The sequence below is a fragment of the Aquimarina sp. genome (assembly GCF_977115655.1).
This window is the reverse complement of record NZ_CDSBKO010000017.1, coordinates 13,204-38,877: the sequence shown is the minus strand read 5'-3', so window position 1 is coordinate 38,877 and position 25,674 is coordinate 13,204. Positions and strand designations below refer to the sequence as shown.

At 34.2% G+C, this 25,674-nt stretch carries 25 protein-coding genes; 18 read left to right on the top strand and 7 right to left on the bottom strand.

The window, feature by feature from the left end:
• Positions 1-137 precede the first annotated feature (137 nt).
• The 5 genes from era to ACZIYX_RS09300 all read left to right on the top strand — a co-directional run bounded on the left by era (position 138) and on the right by ACZIYX_RS09300 (position 5,360).
• The gene (gene era / locus ACZIYX_RS09320) at positions 138-1,022 is read left to right on the top strand and encodes a GTPase Era (RefSeq protein WP_462681953.1); all 885 of its coding nucleotides are present in this window, start codon (positions 138-140) and stop codon (positions 1,020-1,022) included.
• 173 nt (positions 1,023-1,195) lie between these two features.
• Positions 1,196-2,728, top strand: a complete 1,533-nt coding sequence (locus ACZIYX_RS09315) for a choice-of-anchor I family protein (protein WP_462681952.1) — start codon at positions 1,196-1,198, stop codon at positions 2,726-2,728.
• A 310-nt stretch (positions 2,729-3,038) separates the two neighbouring features.
• Positions 3,039-4,346, top strand: coding sequence for a ribosome biogenesis GTPase Der (gene der, locus ACZIYX_RS09310; protein ID WP_462681951.1), 1,308 nt, complete (start codon positions 3,039-3,041; stop codon positions 4,344-4,346).
• Between the two features lie 258 nt (positions 4,347-4,604).
• Positions 4,605-4,844, top strand: coding sequence for a hypothetical protein (locus ACZIYX_RS09305; RefSeq protein ID WP_462681950.1), 240 nt, complete (start codon positions 4,605-4,607; stop codon positions 4,842-4,844).
• A 6-nt stretch (positions 4,845-4,850) separates the two neighbouring features.
• Entirely contained in the window at positions 4,851-5,360 is a 510-nt protein-coding gene (locus ACZIYX_RS09300; RefSeq protein ID WP_462681949.1) for a DUF2335 domain-containing protein, read from the top strand.
• A 76-nt stretch (positions 5,361-5,436) separates the two neighbouring features.
• Here ACZIYX_RS09300 and ACZIYX_RS09295 read toward each other — a convergent pair whose 3' ends face one another.
• The 6 genes from ACZIYX_RS09295 to ACZIYX_RS09270 are packed head-to-tail and all read right to left on the bottom strand — an operon-like array spanning position 5,437 to position 9,732.
• On the bottom strand, positions 5,437-6,240 hold the full coding sequence (locus ACZIYX_RS09295; RefSeq protein WP_462681948.1) for a TPM domain-containing protein: 804 nt from the start codon (positions 6,238-6,240) through the stop codon (positions 5,437-5,439).
• Between the two features lie 2 nt (positions 6,241-6,242).
• The gene (locus ACZIYX_RS09290) at positions 6,243-6,680 is read right to left on the bottom strand and encodes a TPM domain-containing protein (RefSeq protein WP_462681947.1); all 438 of its coding nucleotides are present in this window, start codon (positions 6,678-6,680) and stop codon (positions 6,243-6,245) included.
• Positions 6,681-7,283, bottom strand: a complete 603-nt coding sequence (locus ACZIYX_RS09285) for a LemA family protein (protein WP_462681946.1) — start codon at positions 7,281-7,283, stop codon at positions 6,681-6,683.
• 24 nt (positions 7,284-7,307) lie between these two features.
• Positions 7,308-7,637 carry a MerR family transcriptional regulator gene (locus tag ACZIYX_RS09280; protein WP_462681945.1) on the bottom strand — a complete coding sequence of 110 codons (330 nt, stop codon included), beginning with the start codon at positions 7,635-7,637 and terminating at the stop codon, positions 7,308-7,310.
• Positions 7,638-7,641: 4 nt separating this feature from the next.
• Positions 7,642-8,748: a CapA family protein gene (locus ACZIYX_RS09275; protein ID WP_462681944.1), complete on the bottom strand. Its 1,107-nt coding sequence runs from the start codon at positions 8,746-8,748 to the stop codon at positions 7,642-7,644.
• A 6-nt stretch (positions 8,749-8,754) separates the two neighbouring features.
• Positions 8,755-9,732, bottom strand: a complete 978-nt coding sequence (locus tag ACZIYX_RS09270) for a M23 family metallopeptidase (RefSeq protein WP_462681943.1) — start codon at positions 9,730-9,732, stop codon at positions 8,755-8,757.
• Between the two features lie 206 nt (positions 9,733-9,938).
• On the opposite strand from ACZIYX_RS09270, the gene alaS reads away from it, so the two are divergent.
• Together alaS and ACZIYX_RS09260 are read left to right on the top strand one after the other, a co-directional pair.
• Positions 9,939-12,572, top strand: a complete 2,634-nt coding sequence (gene alaS / locus ACZIYX_RS09265; RefSeq protein WP_462681942.1) for an alanine--tRNA ligase — start codon at positions 9,939-9,941, stop codon at positions 12,570-12,572.
• 62 nt (positions 12,573-12,634) lie between these two features.
• Entirely contained in the window at positions 12,635-13,582 is a 948-nt protein-coding gene (locus ACZIYX_RS09260; RefSeq protein ID WP_462681941.1) for a GSCFA domain-containing protein, read from the top strand.
• A 102-nt stretch (positions 13,583-13,684) separates the two neighbouring features.
• Here ACZIYX_RS09260 and ACZIYX_RS09255 read toward each other — a convergent pair whose 3' ends face one another.
• Complete coding sequence (locus ACZIYX_RS09255; protein ID WP_462681940.1) at positions 13,685-15,442, bottom strand: aromatic amino acid hydroxylase; 1,758 nt, start codon at positions 15,440-15,442, stop codon at positions 13,685-13,687.
• A gap of 118 nt (positions 15,443-15,560) precedes the next feature.
• On the opposite strand from ACZIYX_RS09255, the gene ACZIYX_RS09250 reads away from it, so the two are divergent.
• The 11 genes from ACZIYX_RS09250 to ACZIYX_RS09200 all read left to right on the top strand — a co-directional run bounded on the left by ACZIYX_RS09250 (position 15,561) and on the right by ACZIYX_RS09200 (position 25,407).
• Entirely contained in the window at positions 15,561-17,201 is a 1,641-nt protein-coding gene (locus ACZIYX_RS09250; RefSeq protein WP_462681939.1) for a T9SS type A sorting domain-containing protein, read from the top strand.
• A gap of 415 nt (positions 17,202-17,616) precedes the next feature.
• Positions 17,617-18,186, top strand: a complete 570-nt coding sequence (locus ACZIYX_RS09245) for a TetR/AcrR family transcriptional regulator (protein ID WP_462681938.1) — start codon at positions 17,617-17,619, stop codon at positions 18,184-18,186.
• Positions 18,187-18,291: 105 nt separating this feature from the next.
• Positions 18,292-19,365, top strand: a complete 1,074-nt coding sequence (locus tag ACZIYX_RS09240; RefSeq protein ID WP_462681937.1) for a 2Fe-2S iron-sulfur cluster-binding protein — start codon at positions 18,292-18,294, stop codon at positions 19,363-19,365.
• An 11-nt stretch (positions 19,366-19,376) separates the two neighbouring features.
• Complete coding sequence (gene paaA / locus ACZIYX_RS09235) at positions 19,377-20,357, top strand: 1,2-phenylacetyl-CoA epoxidase subunit PaaA (protein WP_462681936.1); 981 nt, start codon at positions 19,377-19,379, stop codon at positions 20,355-20,357.
• Positions 20,358-20,425: 68 nt separating this feature from the next.
• Positions 20,426-20,710, top strand: a complete 285-nt coding sequence (paaB, locus tag ACZIYX_RS09230; RefSeq protein ID WP_462681935.1) for a 1,2-phenylacetyl-CoA epoxidase subunit PaaB — start codon at positions 20,426-20,428, stop codon at positions 20,708-20,710.
• 102 nt (positions 20,711-20,812) lie between these two features.
• Positions 20,813-21,568 (top strand): 1,2-phenylacetyl-CoA epoxidase subunit PaaC, encoded by a 756-nt coding sequence (gene paaC, locus ACZIYX_RS09225; protein ID WP_462681934.1) that lies wholly within the window; start codon positions 20,813-20,815, stop codon positions 21,566-21,568.
• Positions 21,569-21,619: 51 nt separating this feature from the next.
• Positions 21,620-22,123: a 1,2-phenylacetyl-CoA epoxidase subunit PaaD gene (gene paaD / locus ACZIYX_RS09220; RefSeq protein WP_462681933.1), complete on the top strand. Its 504-nt coding sequence runs from the start codon at positions 21,620-21,622 to the stop codon at positions 22,121-22,123.
• A 73-nt stretch (positions 22,124-22,196) separates the two neighbouring features.
• The gene (locus ACZIYX_RS09215; protein ID WP_462681932.1) at positions 22,197-22,976 is read left to right on the top strand and encodes an enoyl-CoA hydratase-related protein; all 780 of its coding nucleotides are present in this window, start codon (positions 22,197-22,199) and stop codon (positions 22,974-22,976) included.
• A gap of 322 nt (positions 22,977-23,298) precedes the next feature.
• Positions 23,299-24,477, top strand: a complete 1,179-nt coding sequence (locus ACZIYX_RS09210) for a 3-hydroxyacyl-CoA dehydrogenase NAD-binding domain-containing protein (protein WP_462681931.1) — start codon at positions 23,299-23,301, stop codon at positions 24,475-24,477.
• A 59-nt stretch (positions 24,478-24,536) separates the two neighbouring features.
• Positions 24,537-24,917 (top strand): four helix bundle protein, encoded by a 381-nt coding sequence (locus ACZIYX_RS09205; protein WP_462681930.1) that lies wholly within the window; start codon positions 24,537-24,539, stop codon positions 24,915-24,917.
• Between the two features lie 67 nt (positions 24,918-24,984).
• On the top strand, positions 24,985-25,407 hold the full coding sequence (locus ACZIYX_RS09200; RefSeq protein WP_462681929.1) for a PaaI family thioesterase: 423 nt from the start codon (positions 24,985-24,987) through the stop codon (positions 25,405-25,407).
• The last annotated feature ends 267 nt before the right edge of the window (positions 25,408-25,674 follow it).

Sequence of the window (25,674 nt, the reverse complement as noted above, 5' to 3'; positions counted from 1 at the left end):
AAAATTTCTGGTTTGTAGGTCATTTTTTACAAGTTCTTTTAGAAAATGAATGGTAGAATATGAAAAACAAACTTAATTATTCGTAATCAGGTATTTTCTTTTTGATTATTCATCTACCTTTGTATTAAAATTAATATATGACGCATAAGGCTGGTTTTGTAAATATAATAGGTAATCCTAATGTAGGTAAATCTACATTGATGAATGCTTTTATAGGAGAGAAGTTGTCTATCATTACTTCTAAGGCGCAAACAACAAGACATCGTATTTTGGGGATTGTAAATGGAGATGATTTTCAGGTAATTTTATCGGATACTCCGGGTATTATAAAACCCGCATACGAGCTTCAGGAGTCTATGATGGATTTTGTGAAAACTGCTTTTGAAGATGCAGATATATTAATCTATATGGTAGAAATCGGAGAGAAAGAATTAAAAGACGAAGCTTTCTTCAATAAAATAACCAATGCAAAAATCCCTGTTATTTTATTGATAAACAAAATTGATCAATCTAATCAGGAACAACTGGAAGAACAAGTTCAGTTTTGGACACAGAAAATGCCAAATGCAGAAATGTACCCGATATCTGCACTTGAAAATTTTAATGTAAGAGAAGTTTTTGATAGAATTGTAGAGTTATTACCCGTATCCCCCGCTTTTTATCCAAAAGATCAGTTAACAGATAAACCAGAACGTTTTTTTGTAAACGAAGCAATTCGCGAAAAAATATTAATAAACTACAAAAAAGAAATACCGTATTCTGTAGAGGTAGAAACCGAAGAGTTTTTTGAAGATGAAGATATAATTAGGATTCGTTCAGTAATTATGGTCGAGCGGGATTCACAAAAAGGAATTATTATAGGTCATAAAGGATCTGCTTTAAAAAAAGTAGGTACAGAGGCCAGAAAAGACCTTGAAAAATTCTTTGGAAAAAAGATACATATAGAACTATACGTAAAGATTAATAAAAATTGGCGCACCAATGAACGTCAATTAAAACGTTTTGGGTATAATAATAAATAATATTTCTTGCTTTTAGAAACGTATATCCACATCGGTATACTTATAGTTTTTCATTTATTAATGTTGTGTAGTGAACAACCAGATTAATGTTTGTAATTTATTCTTAACATAACGTTAAGGATATATTTATTATCAACATTTGGGGTTTTTAATCACACAAAACAACATAAGTAATGAAAATTTTTAACAAAACAGTTCTTCTTTCCACAGTGGTATGTGTTCTTTTTAGTGCCTGTAATATCGATGATTATCATGGCGGTAGCAGTAATGATAAACTTACATTTAAGAAAATAGGAGGCTTTGTAAACGGTACAGGAGATGAAGGATTTGCAGAAATATCTGCATTTGATCCTAATACCAATAAACTTTTTGTGGTAAACCCTAAAAACTCTGTGATTTCTGTTTGGGATATTTCTAATCCGGATTCTCCCATACAAGGCGCAAATATATCCCTTACGGGTACTCCAAATAGTGTTGCTGTAAGTAATGGTATAGTAGCGGTCGCTATAGAAAATCCTAACAATAAACAAGCCAACGGTACCATAGCGCTGTATAGTTCAGATTCGCAAGCTTTAATAAATACATATCCGGCAGGAGCATTACCAGACATGGTAACCTTTAGTCCTAATGGAGAGTATATCGTTGCTGCAAACGAAGGAGAACCTGATGATACATATACAAATGACCCAGAAGGTTCGGTTACTATAATAGAAGTTGCCAGTGGTCAGGTTTTTAATGTTGGTTTTACAGCGTTTAACGGACAGACTATTGGTAATTATTTTCGTGTTTTTGGTCCGGGTGCTTCTTTAGCTCAAGATGCAGAACCAGAATATGTAGCAATCTCTCATGATTCTAAAACAGCATATATTACGTTACAAGAAAATAATGGAATTGCAATAATTGATTTAAAAACAAAAACAATAACAGATATAATAGGATTAGGGGTAAAAGACTATTCTTTGCCAAATAACCAAATAGACGCAAGTGATAAAGATGATATAGTTGGAAATTTTCAAAACTGGCCGGTTTTAGGGTTTTATCATCCGGATGCTATAGCTTATGCAAAAATTAGAGGAGGAAGATATCTTATAACAGCAAATGAAGGAGATTCCAGAGATTATGACGGGTATTCTGAAGAAAAAAGAGTAAAAGATCTTGCTCTGGATCCTGTTGCTTTTCCGGATGCCGAAACATTGCAGTTAGACAAAAACTTAGGAAGGTTAAAAACAACTATAGCCAATGGGGATACCGATGGGGATGGGGATTTTGACAAAATTTATGCTTATGGCGCAAGATCTTTTACAATATGGACTACTACAGGAACAATTGTTTATGATAGCGGAGATCAAATAGCAAAAACTATTTTTGAGCTGAACCCAAGTGTATTTAATTCCAGTGAAGGAGGGGCAGCAGATAAAAGATCTGATGATAAAGGGGCAGAGCCCGAAACTGTAACCACTTTAAAGACAGGAAATAAAACATTGCTTTTTGTAGGTTTGGAAAGAACGGGGGGAGTTATGATTTATGATATATCCAACCCATCCAACCCGGTGTTTTTAGAATGGATAAAGGACAGTGTGGATATTGCGCCCGAAGGATTGATTGCCGTTAAAGCAGAAGATAGCCCAACAGGCAATGATTTGATTATAATAACTAATGAAGTATCTAATACGGTTGCTATCTACGAAATAAGTAAAAATGATTAAAATTTATTTAAAAACAACAAAAAAAAACAGATAAAACATAGTGAGAGATACTGTTACAACTGCATCCATAAAAAGTTTGTTGTTTTACAGTAACCAACTTAATAATAATACTTGGTATATTTACATAAGTAATTATTTCACTGACTGACTATCAATTATGAAAAGCTCCATCGACCTGAAACATTGGTCTTTGGGCTTTTTATTTTTTCTGCCGATATTTTCCTAATCTATTCTTAATGAAATCCCAATATGTATAGTATTGCTTAAATAAAAAAGTCTAATTTTGCACAAAATTTAGAAATAGATAGTAATGAGTGGTATAGTAGCAATTGTAGGGAGACCTAATGTAGGAAAATCAACTTTCTTTAATAGATTGATTCAAAGAAGAGAGGCTATTGTAGATGCTGTTAGTGGGGTGACCCGTGATAGGCATTATGGAAAGAGTGATTGGAACGGAATAGAGTTTTCATTGATAGATACCGGAGGTTATGTAAAAGGAAGTGATGATGTCTTTGAAGCCGAAATAGACAAGCAAGTAGAACTGGCAATCGATGAAGCAGATGCAATTATCTTTATGGTAGATGTAGAAGCAGGGATAACAGGAATGGATGAAGATGTAGCTAAATTACTTCGTAAAGTTAAAAAACCGGTGTTTCTTGTTGTAAATAAGGTAGATAATGGTAAGAGAGCCGAAAATGCAGTAGAGTTTTATAATTTAGGGCTTGGAGATTATTATACTATCGCAAGTATTAATGGAAGTGGTACAGGAGATCTTTTGGATGATTTGGTAAAAGTGTTGCCAGAAAAAGAAGAAAGAGAAGAAGATGAGCTGCCTAGATTTGCCGTGGTAGGAAGACCAAATGCAGGAAAATCTTCATTTATCAATGCTTTGATAGGAGAAGATAGATATATAGTTACAGATATTGCAGGTACGACCAGAGATGCCATAGATACCAGGTATAATCGTTTTGGCTTTGAGTTTAATCTGGTAGATACCGCAGGAATACGTCGTAAATCCAAAGTAAAAGAAGATTTAGAGTTTTACTCTGTGATGCGATCTGTTCGTGCTATCGAGCATAGCGATGTTTGTATCATAGTTTTGGATGCTACCAGAGGCTTTGATGGGCAGGTGCAAAATATATTTTGGTTAGCAGAGCGCAACCGCAAAGGAATTGTGATTTTGGTAAACAAATGGGATCTTATTGAAGATAAGGAAAGCAATACCTTAAAAGAGTTTGAAAAATATATTCGTAAAGAAATAGAGCCTTTTACCGATGTGCCTATTGTATTTATCTCTGCGCTAACAAAGCAAAGAATATTTAAAGCAATGGAAACCGCTGTAGAGGTATATAAAAACAGATCTAAAAAGATTAAAACCAGTGAACTTAATGATGTTTTACTGCCAATAATCGAGCGTAATCCGCCTCCTGCATACAAAGGGAAGTATGTAAAAATAAAATACATTACACAATTACCAACCCCACAACCTCAGTTTGCATTTTTTTGTAATCTGCCACAATATATCCGAGATCCATATAAGCGTTTTCTCGAAAATCAACTTCGTAAAGAATTTGATTTTAATGGGGTGCCGGTTTCTGTGTATTTCAGGAAAAAGTAGTTTTGAGGTAGAAGAAGTTAAATTTTTTCAGATAGTTTTTAGGTTATAAAGAGTAGGTTAGTGAGTGTTATTAAAAGGAACTTGAAGTAGTTATACACTGTGCTAATTAAAAACCCAGTTGTAAAAGGAGTAAATCAAATTTGGTACAGGATTAGTTATTTTTCTTTGTGTATTTTTGATTTTTTTTAAATCTTATTTTGCTTAAGTTTTCTAATTCATTTATTTTTACTATATTCAAAATTAATAATTCAAATAATTATGAAAAAAATAAATTCAAAATATAAAACCAGTAATCTTTTACCCAAAAATAATTTTTGGGTTGGAATGGGGTCTGTTTTAAATTTGGCAGGTAGTTATTTTGAATATAATTACTCTGATTCTGGAAAAGAGGCTGATTTCAACGCGATTATGTCGGATTGGAAAAATATTGGCGAAGATATTAAAGGATCAAAAGAAAAATTTGAAAATAAACATAAGCAACAGCTTTGTGTAAAATAATTTTTTGTGTCAAAAAAATCTACAAATAAGCCATCATCATCAGTTGAAAAGGCACAGAAGAAAGTCCCCGAAGAATTACAAGAAATAGAAGAAGATTTAGTAAGCTTAAATCCTGAAATTTTTAAAGGTGTCCCTGATAAGAAAAAAATGGAAATATTACAGAGTTTTTCCATTGTATCTATTCAGCAAAGAAGTCATTCGGGACCTTTGCCTGATGCTGAAACTCTAATTAAATATGATTCTGTAATTCCTAATGGAGCTGATAGAATAATGAAAATGGCTGAAGCTCAACAGTCTCACAGAATGAGTATAGAGAATAAAGTTATTACTAGTCAATCAAGTCAAAGCAAGTTAGGTCAAATATTTGGGCTTATAATTGGTATTGTTGGTATAGGAAGTGGAACGTTTTTAGCAGTTAATGGAGAAACAACTGTTGGAGGGATAATAGCAGGAGGAACTGTAGTAAGTTTAGTTTCTGTTTTCGTAATTGGTAAAACTGTACAACGAAAAAGTTAAAAGAATAGATTGATTTAAGCCTGTAAAAGAGAAAATCGCTAATTGACTTACCTAGAAATTAATAACTTACAACACTTTACCAGCTGCCTCCAGCACCGCCACCACCAAAGCCGCCTCCGCCGAATCCACCACCAAAGCCACCTCCACCAAAACTACCACCGCTATCACTACCGCCACCAAAGCCACCTCGTCCCAGATTGCTTAAAATAATCATATCCAGGAGACTATCGCCTCCGGATCGGTTACCGCGATTTCCTCTTCCGTTATTTCCATTATTTTTTTTAGAAAAAGATTTTATGATAATAATGAAAAAGACAAACAATAAAATCATTTCCAAAACAGGGGTGTCTTTCTTTTTGTTTTTTCGGGCTCCTTTAAAAGTGCCTTTTAAAACCTGAAAGATAGCATCGGCTCCTTTGTCTAAGCCACTATAGAAATCTCCTTTTTTAAACTCTGGTGTAATAATTTGATCGATAATGGTTTTTGAGGTAAAGTCGGTTAGTTTTTCTTCTACGCCATATCCTGTAGCAATCCAAATTTTATGGTCATTTTTTGCAACGAGAACAAAGATTCCGTTATCTTCTTTTTTTTGCCCGATTCCCCATTTATGTGCCCACTCTGTAGCATATAAACCGATGTTCTCTCCTTGCAGAGAGCTAATGGTAGCTATTACGATTTGCGTAGATGTCGTGTCTGAATACCTGACTAACTTATCTTCTAAAAGTTTTTTCTGAGAGGCAGAAAGCATTTCGGCTTCGTCATATACAGAGGTTTGAGTTTTTGGTACAGGTGGTATTTTTCTCTGAGCATTTAGCGTTGATGAAAAAAGTATTCCCAGAACAAATAATACAGGAAGGATGATTTTTTTGGTAAGTTTCATAACTATCCTTTTGAAATTTCGTTAGAGAGTTCATTAGTATCATTATGATCCCAAGGAAAATAGGTTTGTAATTCTTTTCCGGCAAGCAGTATACCTTCAACCAGACCTTTTGTAAAATTATCTTCTTTAAAATGGTGCAGAATTAAATCTTTAGTATTTTGCCAAAAGTTTTTTTCTACTACCGCATTGATTCCTTTATCTCCATAAATAGCAAAACTACGATCTTCTACAGCTACATAAATTAGTACCCCGTTTCGTTGAATGGTATTATCCATTTTTAACCAGTGAAAAACCTCTGCGGCTCTCTCCAGTACATCCAAATCGGTATGTTTTTCGAGATGTACCCTGATCTCTCCAGAGGTAGTTTTTTCTGCACTTCTAATAGCAGCTACAATTTGTTGCTCTTGCTCCGGGCTAAGAAAATCTTCTACTTTAGACATTTATTTAAAATCAAAATCTACATCTGGTGCTTTTTCAGTACCTTCTTCAGCTTTAAACCTTGCCATTTCTTCAAAACGACTAAAAAGGCTTAGTACAATATTATTAGGGAATTTCCCGGTATATTTTGTATAATCCCCCACAGCCTCATTATATCGGTTGCGTTCTACATTAATTCTGTTTTCGGTCCCCTCTAGTTGTGTTTGCAGATTAAGAAAATTTTGATTTGCTTTTAGATCAGGATAACGTTCTACAGTAACCAATAATCTGGATAGGGCAGAGGTCAGGCCGCTTTGCGCTTGTTGAAACTGTGCCATTTGATCCGGAGTGATATTGGCGGGATCAATATTTATAGAAGTAGCTTTTGCACGGGCATCGATCACCTCTTTTAGCGTGTTGCGTTCAAAATCGGCGGCTCCCTGTACAGTTTTGACTAAGTTGCCAATAAGATCGCTACGTCTTTGGTAAGCACTTTCTACATTGGACCAAGCTGTTTTTGCATCTTCTTGCAGAGTGACGGCAGTGTTATAGCGACCTCCAAAAAAGAAATAGAGAACGATAATTATTGCTGCAATCACCAATATTGGTGTTAAAAGCTTTTTCATGAACTAAGATTTTGTGTTTGTTTTTTAAAGTTGTTCTTTAATTTTAAGTAGTTGTCCTTTGATGGATTCTAATTTCCTGATAATATCAAAGCTATCCAGAGCCTCTTGTTTTTGTTCTTTAAGATGGATCTTGGCTCCTTCCAGAGTAAAACCACGTTCTTTTACCAAATGGTATATTAGTTCGAGATTTTTAATATCTTCAGGAGTAAATTTTCGATTTCCTTTTGCGTTTTTTTTTGGTTTTAAAATATCAAATTCTTTTTCCCAAAAACGTATCAAAGAGGCATTAACATCAAATGCTTCTGCTACCTCACCGATACCGTAATACATTTTTTTTGGCAAGTCTACATACATATACTTATTGTTTTTGTTGTGTAAAACTTCCGTCTTCTTCAAAAATGAGCTTGCTTTCTGGAAAATCCTCTTCGGTTAATTTTTGAATAGCTTTTAAAGCCCCTTTTTTTTCATCTATAAAAGGATATATTTCATCTATTTGTTTTGCAGAATGAAGTTTGCCTTTTATAAAGTTACCATCTGTATTTATTTCAATTTCTGCAATGGGAGCGTATCCTTTGATACCACCTAAGCTAAATCTGGAGTACGTACAAAAATTACCTAAACTGTAGGCTATGAACTTATCTTTGTATACCTCAAAAGCTCTCGAAACATGTGGCCCATGCCCTAAAATAATATCTGCCCCTGCATCAACCATAGTATGTGCAAAAAGATAGACATCCCCGCGGTCTTCTCCATAAAAGCGCTCTGTTTTTCTGGGAACATGTGTGTGTTCCAGACCTTCGGCCCCGCCATGAAAAGAAACAATCACAATATCTGCTTTTTGTTTAAGTTCGGTTACTATTTTTTTTGCATTGGTTAAGTTATGAATTTTTAGGCAATCTTTGTTGGGTGCAAAAGCACAAAATCCATAGGTGATTCCGTTTTTTTCAAAAATAGTAAAAGGTTTTTCAAATACCCCTGCGTAAGCAATATTATGTTTTTCCAGGGTTTTAGAAGTGTTTTTAATTCCTGTAGCACCAAAATCACCGATATGATTGTTAGCAATGCTCATTACATCAAATCCGGTCTCTTCCAAATACTTTCCAAAATACTCCGGAGACCTGAAAGAGTAACACTTAGACGGGTCAGAACAGTTTTTAGCATTTTGTCCTTCATCGGTTAATGTTCCTTCTAAGTTACCAAAAAGTATATCGGCTTGTGATAATATGGTATTGACATCATCAAAAGGCCCTTTGCCTTTTGGGGGCAAGTAACTTTTGTTGGGAAAATCGGTTCCCATCATGATATCGCCAACAGCCATAATTTTAATTAACTTTGGTTTTGCAAGTTTAAGTTGCGTATTTTGGACAATAATATACATAGAGTCCAATGCTTCTTTCGTATATTTTTGAGCTTGTATTGAAGAACAAAAACCAAAAATAAATACAATAATAAATAGTTTACGCATCAATAATTAGTCTAGAGTTTCATTAATTAAATTAGAAGCTTTAAGCATTTCATCAAATTCTTCAGAGGTTAAACTTCCATAATAAAAATTTCTAGGATTAATTTTTTCACCATCTTTAAAAATCTCATAATGTAAATGAGGAGCAACAGATCTTCCGGTACTTCCTACAAAACCAATAACATCTCCACGTTTTACTTTTTGTCCCACCTCTACATTATATTTACTTAAATGTGCATATAAGCTAACATAATTAAAGCCATGGTCAATACGTATATGTTTTCCGTACCCCGAAGAATTAGCATCGGCACGTTTTACAACCCCATTGCCAGACGCATAAACAGGGGTGCCTGTGGCAGCAGAGAAATCCATGCCATAGTGAAATTTTCTGGCTTTGGTAAAAGGATCACTTCTCCATCCATAACCAGATGCCATGCGTTTTAAATCAGAATTTTGGATTGGCTGAATCGCGGGTATAGTAGCTAATAATTCTTCCTTTTGTTCTGCCAGAGCTGCAATTTCATCCAAAGATTTAGATTGTACAACAATTTGTTTGGTAAGTTTATCTATACGCTGACTACTTTCTATAATCATATCAGAATTATCATAGCCTTCCAGGTTTTTGTATCTGTTTACACCTCCAAAGCCCGCATTACGAAGTTCTTCGGGGATAGGGTTGGCGCCAAAATAAAGACGATATATATTATCATCTCGTTCTGCTATCTCTTTTAAAATAGTTTCATCTCGTTTTAACCTTTTATTCATTAAATCGTATTGAAACTGCATGTTTTCAAGCTCTCTTCGATAAGCTTTTTCTTTTGGAGTTTCTAATTGAGGAATGTTGAGGTATATAACAAGAAGGATGAAACCAGCTAAAAATGCACCAATTACTCCTAGTGCAGCGATACCAAATTTCCTTCCTTTTTTTTGCTCTATTCTACGATAAGAAAGAGTCTCACTATCATAGTAATATTTAACCTTTGACATAATCTAAAATATGCTATTTTTGCAGGATATCAATCAATAAGTGATTGGTAAAAAACCCAGACATTGCAACAAATATAATAAATTGTGGCAAAGTCCAGAAAAAACTGACAAATATCAATTCAAAATCTTTTTGTAAAAATAGCGTAAATTAATGATTACTATTGTATTAAGGTTTTTGTGTTGAAAAATAGAAATAAATAGAATTAATGAAATCCCAAGAAATAAGAAATCAATTTTTAGAGTTTTTTAAATCCAAAAAACACGATATAGTGTCTTCTGCACCAATGGTAATAAAGGATGATCCAACTTTAATGTTTACTAATGCTGGGATGAACCAGTTTAAAGAGTTCTTTTTAGGCAATGGTACTCCAAAAAATAATAGGATAACAGATACACAAAAATGTTTGCGGGTAAGTGGTAAACACAATGATTTGGAAGAGGTTGGTATGGATACCTATCACCATACCATGTTTGAAATGCTGGGGAACTGGAGTTTTGGAGATTACTTTAAAAAGGAAGCTATACATTGGGCTTGGGAGTTGTTGACAGAAGTATATGGTGTAGATAAAGATATTTTATATGTTTCGGTTTTTGAAGGTGCAAAAGATGAAAACCTGGAAATGGATCAGGAAGCCTATGATCTTTGGAAAGCAATTGTGCCCGAAGACCGTATAATTATGGGTAATAAAAAAGATAATTTCTGGGAGATGGGCGATCAGGGACCGTGTGGGCCTTGTTCAGAGATTCATGTGGATTTGAGGTCTGAAGAAGAAAAAGCCAGAGTGCCCGGAAGGGATTTGGTAAACCAAGATAATCCCTTGGTAGTCGAGATATGGAATTTGGTTTTTATGCAGTTTAACCGAAAAGCAAATGGCTCTTTAGAGAAATTACCAGCACAGCATGTAGATACAGGTATGGGGTTTGAAAGATTATGTATGGTGTTACAAGGAGTAAAATCCAATTATGATACCGATGTATTTACTCCTTTAATCAGAGAAATTGAAACGATAACTAATTCTACATATAACAAAAACAGCTTGCCAACCAATACAGATGGTAAAGTAAGTGTAGCAATTAGGGTAATTGCAGATCACGTTAGAGCAGTATCGTTTTCTATTGCAGACGGGCAATTACCTAGTAATACAGGAGCAGGATATGTGATTCGTAGGATTTTGCGAAGGGCAATTAGATATGGGTTCACTTTTTTAGACACAAAAGAACCATTTATTTATAAATTGGTAGAAACATTAAGTAAGCAAATGAGTGTCGCTTTTCCAGAATTAAAAGCACAGAAAAATTTAATTACGAATGTAATTAAAGAAGAAGAACAATCTTTTTTAAGAACATTAGATCAAGGGCTCGTATTATTAGAAAATGTAATTAAAAATACGAAAGGCAATACAATCTCCGGAGAGAAAGCTTTTGAATTATACGATACTTTTGGTTTTCCTATTGATTTAACAGCATTAATTCTTAGTGAGCAAGGGTACGAATTAGATGAAGAGGGGTTTGAGACAGAACTGCAAAAGCAAAAAGATAGGTCAAGAGCAGCATCCCAAGTATCTGCAGGAGATTGGGAGGTGCTAAAAGAAGACTCTTCAGAAGGATTTATTGGATATGATAACCTTACTGCCGATGTTACAATTACAAGGTATCGTAAAGTAGATAGTAAAAAAGATGGAGAATTATATCAGTTAGTATTTGATAAAACACCATTTTATCCGGAAGGAGGAGGGCAAGTCGGGGATAAAGGATATTTAGAAGTACCAAATGGAGACGTAGTATATATTATAGACACCAAAAAAGAGAATAATTTAATTATTCACTTTACTAAAAATCTACCCAAACATATAGGAGGAACTTTAAAAGCAGTAGTAGATTCAAAACAGAGATCAAGATCTGCTTCTAATCATACAGCTACACATTTAATGCACCAGGCATTACGAACTATTCTGGGGACTCATGTAGAGCAAAAAGGGTCTATGGTGCATAGTGGTAGTCTTCGCTTTGATTTTTCTCATTTCGCAAAAGTTTCTGCAGAAGAGTTAAAAGAAGTAGAGGATTTTGTAAATGCCAGAGTACAAGAACAATTACCATTAGAAGAACAGCGGGATATCTCCTATGACCAAGCAGTTGCAGAAGGGGCTATAGCTTTGTTTGGAGAAAAATACGGAGATACAGTAAGAGCTATACGATTTGGAGAGTCTATGGAGCTTTGTGGGGGGACACATGTAGAAAACACAGGAAATATATGGCATTTTAAAATTATATCAGAAAGCGCTATTGCAGCTGGTATTCGCAGAATTGAAGCAATTACAGGGGATGCGGCTAAAGAATATTTTACAGCACAGTCTGAGGCATATAATAATGTAAAGTCTGTTTTAAAAAATGTTAATGATCCGGTAAAAGCGATTACATCGTTACAAGAGGAAAATAGTCATCTTAAAAAACAGATAGAAGCACTTCTTAAAGATAAAGCTAAAAATCTAAAAGGAGAGTTTAAATCAGAATTTCAAGAAATTAACGGGATTAACTTTTTAGCCAAAAAGGTAGATTTAGATGCTGCTGGGATTAAAGATGTATCCTTTGAAATAGGAGGCGAGTTAGATAATGTTTTTATTGTACTTGGAGCAGAACAAGATGAAAAAGCTTTATTATCATGTTATATTTCTAAAAATTTAGTAGAAGAAAAAGCATTGAATGCAGGACAAGTAGTTCGTGAGTTAGGTAAATATATTCAGGGAGGCGGAGGTGGACAACCATTTTTTGCTACCGCAGGAGGAAAAAACCCTAAAGGAATAGAAGAAGCATTAGAAAATGCAAAACAGTATTTGAAATAATCTTTAATAATTAAAAACTCTATCTTTTTTTATCTAAGAAAAGGAATGGATGGAGAGGGCTTATGAACCTACAAACCAAAATACCATTATATGCCAAAGAGCCTAAGGTAGATTATAACTCAGAAATCGTACTATTAGGTTCCTGTTTTGCAGAAAATATAGGAGAGAAATTTGAATATTTTAAATTTAAAAATGAGAATAATCCGTTTGGGATTTTATTTCATCCTAAGGCTATTGAAACTTTTTTGTGGATGGCTACCCAGGGAGATCAGTACACAGAAACCGATCTTTTTCAGATAAACGAACAATGGCATTGTTTTGATGCACACTCTTCTTTGAGTAGTTCAAATCAAGAAACAGCACTTTCAAACCTGAATAATGCATTGGTTGTTGCACAACAGAAAATTAGAACTGCAACACATATTTTTATAACCTTGGGGACTTCATGGGTGTATCGTTTAAAATCATTGGATATGATTGTGGCAAATTGCCATAAGATACCGCAAAACGAGTTTCAGAAAGAATTATTATCTATAGAAGATATTACACAATGCCTTCAAAATAGTGTTCACCTAATCCATAGTCTTAATCCATTGGCAGAAATTATTTTTACAGTTTCTCCTGTAAGACATACTAAAGATGGTTTTATAGAAAACAACAGAAGCAAATCTCATTTAATAGCATCCATACACCAGATCGTTAATGGGTATAAAAAATTAAGCTATTTTCCATCTTATGAAATTATGATGGATGAACTTAGGGATTATAGGTTTTACGATACAGATATGGTTCATCCCAGCAAGTTAGCTATAGAATATATTTGGGAGCGCTTTGTTAAAGTATGGGTTTCTGAAGACGCTATAAAAACAATGGATAGGGTTGAAGAGATAAAAAAAGGGATAGCACACAAACCTTTTAATCCAAAAAGCAAACAATATCAGCTTTTTTTAGAAAAAATAGAGTTTAAGAAGTATCAGATACAGCAAGAATATCCATTTATGGATTTTTAAATAGTATGCTCCAATCCTGTTTCTCAGTATTTTGTGGTTATTCTTTTTTCTTGAAGTTTTAGAATACTCAAATTTTGAAGCGGTAGAAAAATAGCCAAATAATTATACAATATAGGCTTTGTCTACGATTTTTAAACCACTGTTAATTAAATGTTTGATTTTTGGTCTTTTAGTTTTTAGATTTTCTAAATGGTTCAGGACTAGCGAGGCAAAGATTGAATTTTTGTCATAAACTAATTCATAAATCTCCAAAGGAAGCAACCAATCATCAGGGTGATCCTTCTCTAATATATCAAACGTTGCTTCTAATGAAAACTTTGTGTTTTTTCCTTCTCTGATGTTTTTAACAGATTGGTATAAAGAATGTAATTCTATTTCTTTTTCAGAGTATTTTCGTTTAACAGTCGTAGAAGAGGTGTTGTGGGTTACCAAATCAAATGAATTGTCATCTGCTGGTCCCGAAAAAGCAGAAACAATTTCTTTTCCAACAGCCAGGTCAAAAGTTCCCCATTCTGGTTTAAAAAGATATTCTTCTTTATATTTAATAGTACACTCACTAAACTGAATTAAGATTAATTCGCCTTTGACATTTCTCATACCGGTAATATTGTTTCCGGCTACAGTGATACCACTTTCAAACTCAAACTCTATATATTCACCATCATAAAAATTATACGCTTTAAGATCTCTTGGAGACATGTTTTCTATGGCAAGATTAATTCCTTTTAATTTGCCCAGAGGAGACCTGAAACCATTTGGGTGTGCACCAACTCCATGACCAATAAGTTCTTTTTCTCTATAAGATAAAGCAGTAGCCGCTTTGGTTTCAAAATAAATAACTTCGTTGTCCTCATTTTTTATCATTCGCGTAAAAATCCCGGATATCTGTAAGCCGGTGCTTAATTCAATAGTTCCCAGATTTTGAGATTCTATTAACTTGGCAAGCCCCCTGTGTCCTCCTTTTCTTAACGCCATAGAATCAGCAAACTCTTCTAATACCTGACATAAATATGCAAAATCCGGAGTTACAAAAAGTTGCGGTTGCGGTTTGGTAATATCAAAATCCTGAAAGGCAGCATTTGGCGAATAAGGAAGTTTTTTAACACTATCTGTCATGCACCATTCACTCTCTCCAATAGAGGATAAAAGTCCGGCACCATATATTTTTGGTTTTTCTACGGTTCCTATTAGCCCGTATTCTACTGTCCACCAATGCAAATTGCGTATCAAAGCCATTTCAGAAGGATTTTCCTTTTGATTTTGTAATTCTTCTATTTTTTTTTCGGCTTGCTCAATATCTTTTGGATCTGTATTATATGCTTCTTTTAATATAGATAAACTGCGTACAGCCTCATACATATCATAATCTCTTTTTGAAGAAATAGCCTTACATCCTATTTTTCCAAAACGGCGTAAATATTCAGCATAATCCGGATTAGCAATAATAGGAGCATGTCCAGCAGCCTCATGAATAATATCCGGGGCAGGAGTATATTCTATATTTTCAAGTTGCCTTATATCTGAGGCAATAACAAGAATATTGTATGCCTGAAACTCCATAAAAGCATTAGGAGGAATAAAACCATCTACAGCTACAGCAGCCCACCCTATTTCTTTTAATATTCTGTTCATTCCATACATACTTGGTATTTCATCTACAGAAATCCCTGTTTTGTTAAGCCCATTTAGATAAGAATGATGAGCAATTTTGCTTAGCGAAGCAATGTTTTTTCGCATAACATACCTCCATACAGCCTGATCTGCAGGGGTGTATTCTTCATAGTTTTGAGGTTTTATAAATTGCTTAAGATGAGGAGGTAACTTATCAATTAATGGATTAGATGTTATGTTTACAGACATGTTTTTAAAAAAAAAATTAAGGTCAAGGCAATTTAACTGGGAAATTAACAGTTTTATTTTGATATTGAAGTATCTTTAAAAGGTTAAATTTGTTTTATTAATTAAAAAATAAAGTATTTTGAGATTTAAGCTAATAATATTGGGGGTATTGTTTATGTTAGGTTTAGGAGTAAATGCTCAAATTACTAATGAAGGCTTGCCAGTTAGTTGGGGTATACAAAGTAAAAAAAGCATAACCCCTATGCTTATGAAAAGTTTTGATTTGAGAAAAATCAAAGCCGAAGATGCTAAAAATGATCTGGACACCTCTATGCCATGGAGGTTTGGATACGAACTTAAGGTAAATTATGGGTTAAAAAACTCTGGAGTTTGGGATGAATTTCCAAATGGGGACAGGATATGGCGTATAAATATCATTTCTGCGGGAGCCAAAACTTTAAATTTCATTTTTGATAGCTATAAAATTCCCAGGGGAGCAACTTTGTATATTTATAATAATGACAGAACAGATTTACTGGGAGCATATACCAATATTTTTAACAGATCAGATGAGATGTTAGGTACTTGGCTGATCGAAGGAGATAATGTTTGGATTGAATATTTTGAGCCAGTATCAGTTGCAGGTAAAGGCAGGTTAAATATATCCAAAGTAATACATGGGTACCGGTCTGTTACAGATTCTGAAATTAAAGCAAAAGGATTAGGGAGTTCTGAAAGTTGTAATCAAGATGTAGAATGTACTGTAGGAGGGACGTTTGACCCCTTAAAAGACAGGTTAAAGCATTCTGTGGCATTTATAGTAATGCAAGGTTTTGTTTGTACAGGAACATTGATAAATAACACAAAAAACGATAAAGCCCCTTATTTTTTAACAGCAAACCACTGTAATTCCGGAAGCGAATCTACATGGGCATTTCGTTTTAATTGGATTAGTCCGGATCCTTCTTGTGCAACAACAACTCCTAGCGCAGATTCTGTAGTTAATCAAACCACAAGCGGAGCAACTTTATTGGCATCTAACCCAGAATCTGATTTTAAATTATTAAACCTGGATGGAGGATTTGATCCATCCTGGGATTTAGAGTGGGCAGGTTGGGACAGAACTGGTAGTGTACCCAGATATGCAGTAGGTATTCATCATCCAAGTGGGGATATAATGAAGATATGCAGAGAAAATGATGAACTTGGTAAAGTAAAAACTTCTATACAAGGTATACCCGATCCGGTAAATTGCTGGCAGATTAATGATTGGGATTTGGGCGTTACAGAAGGAGGTTCCTCTGGCTCAGCACTTTTTGACTCAGAAGGAAGAATAATAGGACAGCTTTCTGGCGGAAGAGCTAAGTGTTCAGGTACTAATGATAATGGAATGCCGGATTATTATGGCAGATTTGATATATCCTGGGATTTTGGAAAAACAGATGATACCAGACTTTCTAACTGGTTGGATCCAATAAATTCAGATAAACAAACATTAGATATGCTTAATCCTCCTGCAGTTCCTGAAGGTGAAGAAGTATCTGTGTTTTTTAATACAGCAAAAGCAGTGGTAACGGTTTCTAATAATTCTTCAAATACCGTTTTGGATTATATGGTTTATGATATTTCCGGGCAGTTGGTAGATTCAGGAAAATTGTTTGGGGACAGACAAGATATCGATATGCAAAATAAATCTTCAGGAATGTATTTTGTGCATATTACAAATATACTTAATGGAGCGTCTTTCACAAAAAAGATAATTGTAAACCAAAAGTTTTAATCCCGTATTGCAGTTCTTGACTTCTCAATGATTTTCTGAAAACATGTTTTGTTTTCAGAAAAAGATGACACATAAGCTTATGTTAAGAATATTGATTTAGTACTCAATTTGAACATCAGGAGATAATATTCCTTTAAATAATTACCTTTCAATAACAAATAATCCTTTTTTAAAACCTTTGTTCCGATCTTAATAAGGTTCTCCAAAGAGTTTTTTCGATTACAGCATTTTTTTACAATACAATCCTGGTTAGAAATAAAGGCTAGGAGCATAAAATAGCATGAAAAATTAGATATTTCATAAGTTTAAAGTTTTTTGAAGAAGTAAATTAATGATAATCCGGGTTTTTAGAAGTAAAAACACCTATTATATAAGATTAAAATTTATTTTTGATTGCAAATCAAAGAATTTGTAAATGAAAATCGAAAGCAGAAAGCAAGAGATTGTTAGTGCAGCATCTGTTCTTTTTAAAGAAAAAGGATATAGCGCAGTAACTATGAGGGATCTGGCAAAGGCCATGGGGATTAAGGCAGCAAGTTTGTACAACCATATCCAGTCCAAACAAGAGATATTATCTACAATCATCATAGAACTCGCAGAAGAGTTTACTACAGGAATGAACAAAATTGTGACTTCCAAAGATAATGCAATTCAAAAATTAGAAAACATTATAGATTTGCATATAGATGTTACTTTGCGAAACGCAGACGGACTTGCCTCTCTTAATAATGATTGGATGCATCTGGAAGAAGATAATCTTCTGTATTTTGAAAAAATGAGGGAAGAGTATGAAGACAATTTTAGAGAAATTGTTAGAAATGGAGTTGATGCAGGTGAAATAAAACCTTTTAATATCGAAATTATAGTGTTCTCTACCCTGTCAACACTAAGAACATTATACCTGTGGTACCCAAAACAGAAGAATATTGATGCCAATATTTTAAAACACGATATGATATCTGTACTTCTTAAGGGAGTAGTATAATCAAGACTCTAATTATTAAGTTTTTAAAATTAACAAATAAATATTTGTATATAAAACTAACAATTGTTAGTTTTGTTTAACTATAACGATATAGTTAAATACGGTATGACTGATTTTTATCCCATTCGCGTTTCCGAATTAACCAAAGAAACTAAGGATTGTGTATCCATAACCTTTGATATACCAACAAACCTTAGAGATACGTTTTTGTATAAACAAGGACAGTATCTTACTCTTAAAAAAAATATTGACGGCAAAGAGGTGAGACGTTCCTATTCTTTGTGTTCAAGTCCTGTAGAGGATAAATGGCAAGTTGCTATAAAAAGAATTGACCAGGGAATATTTTCTAACTATGCAAACAACCAACTAAAAGAAGGGGATGTTATTGAAATAATGCCGCCAAACGGAAAGTTTTTTGTAGAAGTAGATTCTTCAAAAGCTAAAAACTATATAGTTTTTGCAGCAGGAAGTGGTATAACCCCTGTGTTATCCATACTAAAAACACATTTGGCAAAAGAGCCAAATAGTACTTTTCAATTATTTTATTTGAACCGAAACGCTAAATCAATTATCTTTAAAGAAGAGATTGAAGCACTTAGAAATAAGTATTTTGGGAGAGTAGAGATCTTTTATTTTTTAACAAAAGAGCAAAGGGATATTCCTTTGTTAAATGGTCGTTTTACGGTAGAAAAAATAAAAGAGCTTACACAAAATATAATTAATGTTTCTAATGTAGACGAATGTTTTGTATGTGGTCCGGAAGAAATGATATTTCTAATACGGGATGAATTGATTAAAGCAGGGTTGTCTAAAGATAAAATTCATTACGAACTTTTCTTTTCAGGAGCTTCAGAAGAAGATAAGAAAAAAGCAGCAAAAGTAGTAGCTCATAAATTTGAAGGAACCCAAGTTACCATTATAGATGGAGGAAAAGAATTCCACTTTATGATGGATGACGATAATGATAATATCTTGGACGGCGCTTTGGCCTCTGGAGCAGATCTTCCTTTTGCTTGCAAAGGAGGAGTGTGCAGTACTTGTAAATGCAGAGTCATTGAAGGGGCTGTAGAAATGAAAATAAACTATGCATTAGAAGAGGATGAAGTAGCAAAAGGTCTGGTGTTATCCTGTCAGGCAGTACCTGTTACAGAAAAAGTAGTAGTGGATTTTGATGTATAAAACATAACGTTATGAGCGAAAAAGAAATAAAAAATCAAGGAGAAGGGCAAAGTATAAGTCTGGAAGAAATTTTTGACCAAAAAATTGCTCAGGATGAAAAGATTGAACCCAAAGACTGGATGCCAGAAAAATATCGACAAACACATATTCGACAAATTTCTCAGCATGCACATTCTGAAATTGTAGGGATGCTACCCGAAGGTAACTGGATTACCCGTGCGCCCTCGTTACGGCGTAAAGTAGCTTTATTAGCAAAAGTACAGGACGAAGCAGGCCATGGATTATACTTATATAGCGCTTGTGAAACTTTAGGGGTTTCGAGAGATGAGTTGTATGAACAACTGCATACAGGTAAAGCAAAATACTCTAGTATTTTTAATTACCCAACCATTACATGGGCAGATATGGGAGCGATAGGTTGGCTGGTAGATGGTGCAGCAATTATAAATCAAGTACCTTTATGTAGTACATCGTATGGTCCTTATGCAAGAGCAATGATTCGTGTTTGTAAAGAAGAAAGCTTTCACCAACGTCAGGGTTATGAAATCATGATTACATTGGCAAACGGTACACCAGAGCAAAAAGAAATGGCACAAGACGCATTAAACAGATGGTGGTGGCCATCCTTAATGATGTTAGGTCCAACAGATGCAGAATCTGTGCATACTGCCCAATCCATGAAATGGAAACTAAAAAGAAAAACAAATGACGAATTACGTCAGCAGTTTATCGATCAAACCGTTCCTCAGGCAGAATTAATAGGACTTACTATACCAGATCCGGATTTAAAATGGAATGAAGAAAAAGGATGCTATGATTTTGGAGAAATAGATTGGGACGAGTTTTGGCAAGTAGTAAAAGGTCATGGCCCTTGTAATAAAGAAAGATTATCTGCAAGAGTGAATGCCTGGCAAGAAGGAGAATGGGTAAGGGATGCAGCCATGGCGTATGCCAAAAAACAAGAAAATAAAAAGTTAAAGAAAGCAATATAAATAAAACTCCTTGCTACTCCCTTCTCATATCAAATCAAGAGGCGGGCTGGAAGTAAGGGCTCATGATTATGAAAAATAACTGGCCACTTTGGGAAGTGTTTGTAAGAAGTAAAAATGGTTTAGAACATCGTCATTTTGGAAGCCTTCATGCTGCAGATGCAGAAATGGCTTTAGAAAATGCAAGAGATGTATACACTCGCAGAAACGAAGGCGTAAGCATTTGGGTCGTAGAATCCAAAAATATTACTGCATCTAATCCAGAACATAACGGAGAACTGTTCGAACCAGCAAACGATAAAGTATACCGACATCCTACATTTTATGATTTGCCAGAGGAGGTAAAACACATGTAATTCTTGTATCTACAAGAATTACATTTTCCGTGAATACGGAAAACTTATTATTATTGAAATAAAAGTTCTCTAAATAAGATACCCGTTTTTACGGGCAGTATTATGAAAAACGAAAATAAAATACAATACATCTACGGTATCGCAGATAATGCCCTGATTTTAGGGCAGCGTTTATCAGAATTATGTGGTCATGGGCCAAATCTGGAAACCGATATAGCATTAACCAATATGGCATTAGATTTATTGGGGCAGACCCGAAGCTATTATCAATATGTAGCAGAACTATCCGGAGAAGATAAAACCGAAGATGATATTGCTTTTCTAAGAACAGAAAGACAATATAAAAATGTACTTCTTGTAGAACAGCCTAATAAACACTTTGGATACGTCATTACAAGACAATTCTTTTTTGACGTTTTTCACTTGCTATTGTTAGAAAAATTACAAAATAGCCAAGATGAAACATTGGCAGCAATTGCAAAAAAAGCAATTAAAGAAGTAAGTTATCATCAAAGATTCTCTTCAGATTGGATAAAAAGATTGGGAGATGGCACCAAAGAGAGTCATCAAAAAGTTCAGGAAGCTGTAGATGATTTATGGACGTTTACCAACGAGCTATTTCTAATGACAGAATCAGATCAATTAGCGTTGGACTATAAAATAGGTGTAGATACTACAGAGCTTAAAGAAAAATACTATCAAAAAGTAACAGAAATATTAGAAGAAGCAACGCTTAAATTACCAGAAACAAAATGGTTTCAGAAAGGTGGAAAACAAGGAGTTCATAGTGAGCACATGGGGTATTTGCTTTCAGACCTGCAATACATGCAGCGCACCTATCCTAATATGAAATGGTAGAATAATATAATCTTTCATTCCAGCGCAGGCTGGAATCTATGCACTTAAAAAATGCCAATAAAACTTGAACAACATATAGATCCAACTCTAATCCCTATTCTGGAAGAAATTAGCGATCCGGAAATACCGGTATTATCTATAATGGATATGGGAGTTGTTTGTTCGGCTATCTTAGAAGATAACATAGCAAAAATTACCATAACCCCTACCTATAGTGGATGTCCAGCAATGGATGTGATAGGAGAGGATATTACCAAAGCTTTTGCAAAAGAAAACATAGAAGCCAAAGTATCCTTGGTTTTATCACCAGCCTGGACAACCGATTGGATTACACCAAGAGGCAGAAAAGCTTTAGAAGAATACGGAATTGCTGCACCTTTAAATGAAGAAGCAGATAAAGAAGCGTTGCTCGGAGGTAAAAAAATAGTAAAATGCCCCCAATGTGGGTCTACTAATACGAAAATGATAAGTCAGTTTGGTTCAACAGCCTGCAAAGCTCTGTTTCAATGTAATGACTGTTTAGAGCCTTTTGATTATTTTAAATGTCTTAAATAAGTTTGCAGAGAGTAACAATAAAGAAATCATTAGAAATAACAAACAATATTCAATTCAAAATAGAAAACTAAATATGCCTTCCATCGAATTGCAAATTGAAAATGGCGTTGCCAAAATAACATTCAATAGACCAGAGACTTTTAATAGTTTTAATAGAGAAATGGCATTATTGCTGCAAAAAACGCTAGATGAATGCTCTGTTAATTCAGAGGTAAGAGCCATTATACTTACCGGTAACGGAAAAGCATTTTGTGCAGGTCAGGATCTTAAAGAAGTGACCTCGCCAGAATTAAACCCGGGGTTTAGAAAAATATTAGAAGAACATTATAATCCGATAATAGAAAGAATAAGAGCTATCGAAAAACCAATTATTGCAGCAGTAAACGGGGTAGCAGCAGGAGCAGGCGCTAATATAGCTTTAGCTTGTGATATTGTAGTAGCATCAGAAACAGCAAGTTTTATACAAGCATTTAGTAAAATAGGATTGATTCCGGATAGTGCAGGAACCTTTTTTTTACCAAGGCTTATCGGTTTTCAAAAAGCATCCGCCTTAATGATGCTGGGAGATAAAGTAAGTGCAAAAGATGCAGAACAATTAGGAATGTTATATAAAGTATTTTCTGTAGAAACTTTTCATGAAGAAGTAAATGCTTTAGGAATACAATTAGCACAAATGCCTACCAAAGCATTAGGATTGACCAAAAGATTATTAAATCAATCCTTAACTCATAATTTAAAAGAACAATTGGCAATGGAGTCTGATTTACAGATTGAAGCTGCCGAAAGTGAAGATTATGCCGAAGGAGTAAACGCATTTATCGAAAAAAGAAAACCAGTATTTAAAGGAAAGTAATTAGGAATAATCAATAATGAATAAAAGAATATCGAATACTAAAGTTTTAAATATGAAAAAGAATATAACATTGAAGCTGTTACACTAATGCTGTCACACTGAGCTTGTCGAAGTGTTGTTGAAGCCTTGTCGAAGTGTTGTTGAAGCCTTGTCGAAATGTGTCACACTGAGCTTGTCGAAATGTGTCACACTGAGCTTGTCGAAGTGCAATTAAATAAAAAGCTGAAAAATAATAAATGAAAAAAATAAGGAATGCTTATCTAATTACTGAAAATAAATGCTTCAGTATTCAATATTTAACATTCAGTATTCAAAATTAATTATGATTGTAGGAATAATAGGATCAGGAACAATGGGTAGTGGTATTGCCCAGGTAGCAGCTACTTCTGGATGCAGAGTAAAAGTATTTGATACCAAACAGGAAGCACTCGATAAAAGTAAACAAGCTTTAGAAAAAGTTCTTTCTCGTTTAATCGAAAAAGGAAGAATAGATCAAAACGAAAAAGCTCGTATCCAGGATAACATTTCGTATGTAAGCTCTTTAAAAGATCTTAAAGATGCAGATCTTACTATTGAAGCTATTATAGAAAATCTGGATATTAAGAAAAAAGTATTTTCAGAATTAGAAACGTATGTTTCTAAAGATACAATTATAGCATCCAATACCTCGTCCTTATCCATAGCATCTATAGCATCCTCTCTGCAAAAACCAGAAAGATGCATAGGTATTCATTTTTTTAACCCCGCTCCGTTAATGAAGTTGGTAGAAGTGATTCCGGCAGTGCAAACATCCCCTCAGGTTACCGATAAAGTAACAACTATCATTAAAGACTGGAAAAAAGTAGTAGCACTGGCAAAGGATACCCCGGGATTTATAGTAAACCGCGTAGCAAGACCTTTTTATGGAGAATCATTACGTATTTACGAAGAAGGATTAGCAGATATAACCACGATAGACAAGAGTTTAAAAACTTTAGGAGGGTTTAGAATGGGACCTTTTGAGCTAATGGACTTTATAGGTAATGATATTAATTATACCGTAACCGAAACCGTTTTTGAAGCATTTTATTACGATCCAAGATACAAACCTTCCTTTACACAAAAAAGGTTGTCAGAGGCAGGATATTTGGGAAGAAAATCAGGGAAAGGGTATTATGAATATGATAAAAACGGAACTGTTGTTTCTAACAAAACCGATACAGAGGCAACTAATGATCCGGTACAGGCACAATATATTTTTGACCGGGTGTTAGTGATGCTAATTAATGAAGCAGCAGACGCATTGTTCTGGAAAATAGCCTCGGCAGAAGATATAGATAATGCAATGACCAAAGGGGTGAACTATCCAAAAGGATTATTAAGCTGGGCAGACGAAAAAGGGATAGATTGGTGTGTAAATACCTTAGATGATTTGTATAATGAATATCACGAAGATCGATACAGATGTAGTCCGCTATTAAGAAAAATGGCTAGAGAGAAAAGAAGTTTTTTTAGTAAGTGAGTATTATTAGAGTAGATGAGTAAAATATACACACAGACTCTGTAACTAATAGTAATATAATGAAAAGTAAATACCATTTTAAATTTGAAGATTTGATGATTTACAACAAGGCAATTGACTTTGGCGAATCCGTAAATAATCAAATAAAAACTTTTCCAAAAGAAGAAATGTACAGGCTTGCCCCTCAATTTATAAGAGCAGCAGATTCATTAGCACTAAATATAGCAGAAGGATCTGCAGGTTCTGAAGAGCAGTTTAATCAATATTTAGAAAGAGCATGGCATAGTGCTCACGAATGTATAGTTTGTAGTACAAAAGCAAAAATAAGAGGATTTATAAGTCAAGAACAAGATGAACAAAATAGAGAAGATATTACAGAATTATCCAAAATGATAACCTCTTTCAAAAGACATTTAAAATCAAAAGTAAACAAAGGGTAGGATAATATAGGGAAGGAAATGACTCGATAACTCAACAATTAATAAATTCAAATACTCAAACACTAATATGACTCAAAAACCTATAATCTCCAATCGTATACCAGAACGAATGCTTAGTCAGGATCCGTTTAGCCAATGGTTAGGTATTGAAATTATTGAAGTCGAAAAAGGAAGATGCAAAGTAGGTATGACCGTTAGAAAAGAAATGTTGAATAGTATGAGTAAAGCCCACGGAGGAATATCGTATAGCCTTGCCGATACAGCCTTTGGTTTTTCTGCCAATACGCACGGTAAATATGCTGTATCTATAGAAACCTCTATAAATCATATAGAAGCCTTAGAAGAAGGGGATTATATTACTGCAGAAGCAGTAACCGATATTGTTAAAACAAGAGTAGGATTTAATATAGTAGAGGTAAAAAGAGGAGAGGATATTGTAGCACTCTTTAAAGGAGTAGTATACAGAACCAGCAAAGACTGGGAAGAATAGAATCTGAAAAATGATAAATATAAAACGCAAAATGTAAAAGTGAAAAGTTTGTCATTCTAAGATGTCACACTGAGCTTGTCGAAGTGTAAGATAGAATCCATTATTAAAACTAAGAAGAATATAAAACCAAAAAATGTAAAATTATAAATTATTAAAGAAGTTGCTAATAACTTCGAACTTTTACATTTAAAATTTAATAATAATATAGCATTGTAAAATAAAATAGGCATAAATAGTTTACACTTTTAACTTTATCATTTTACATTT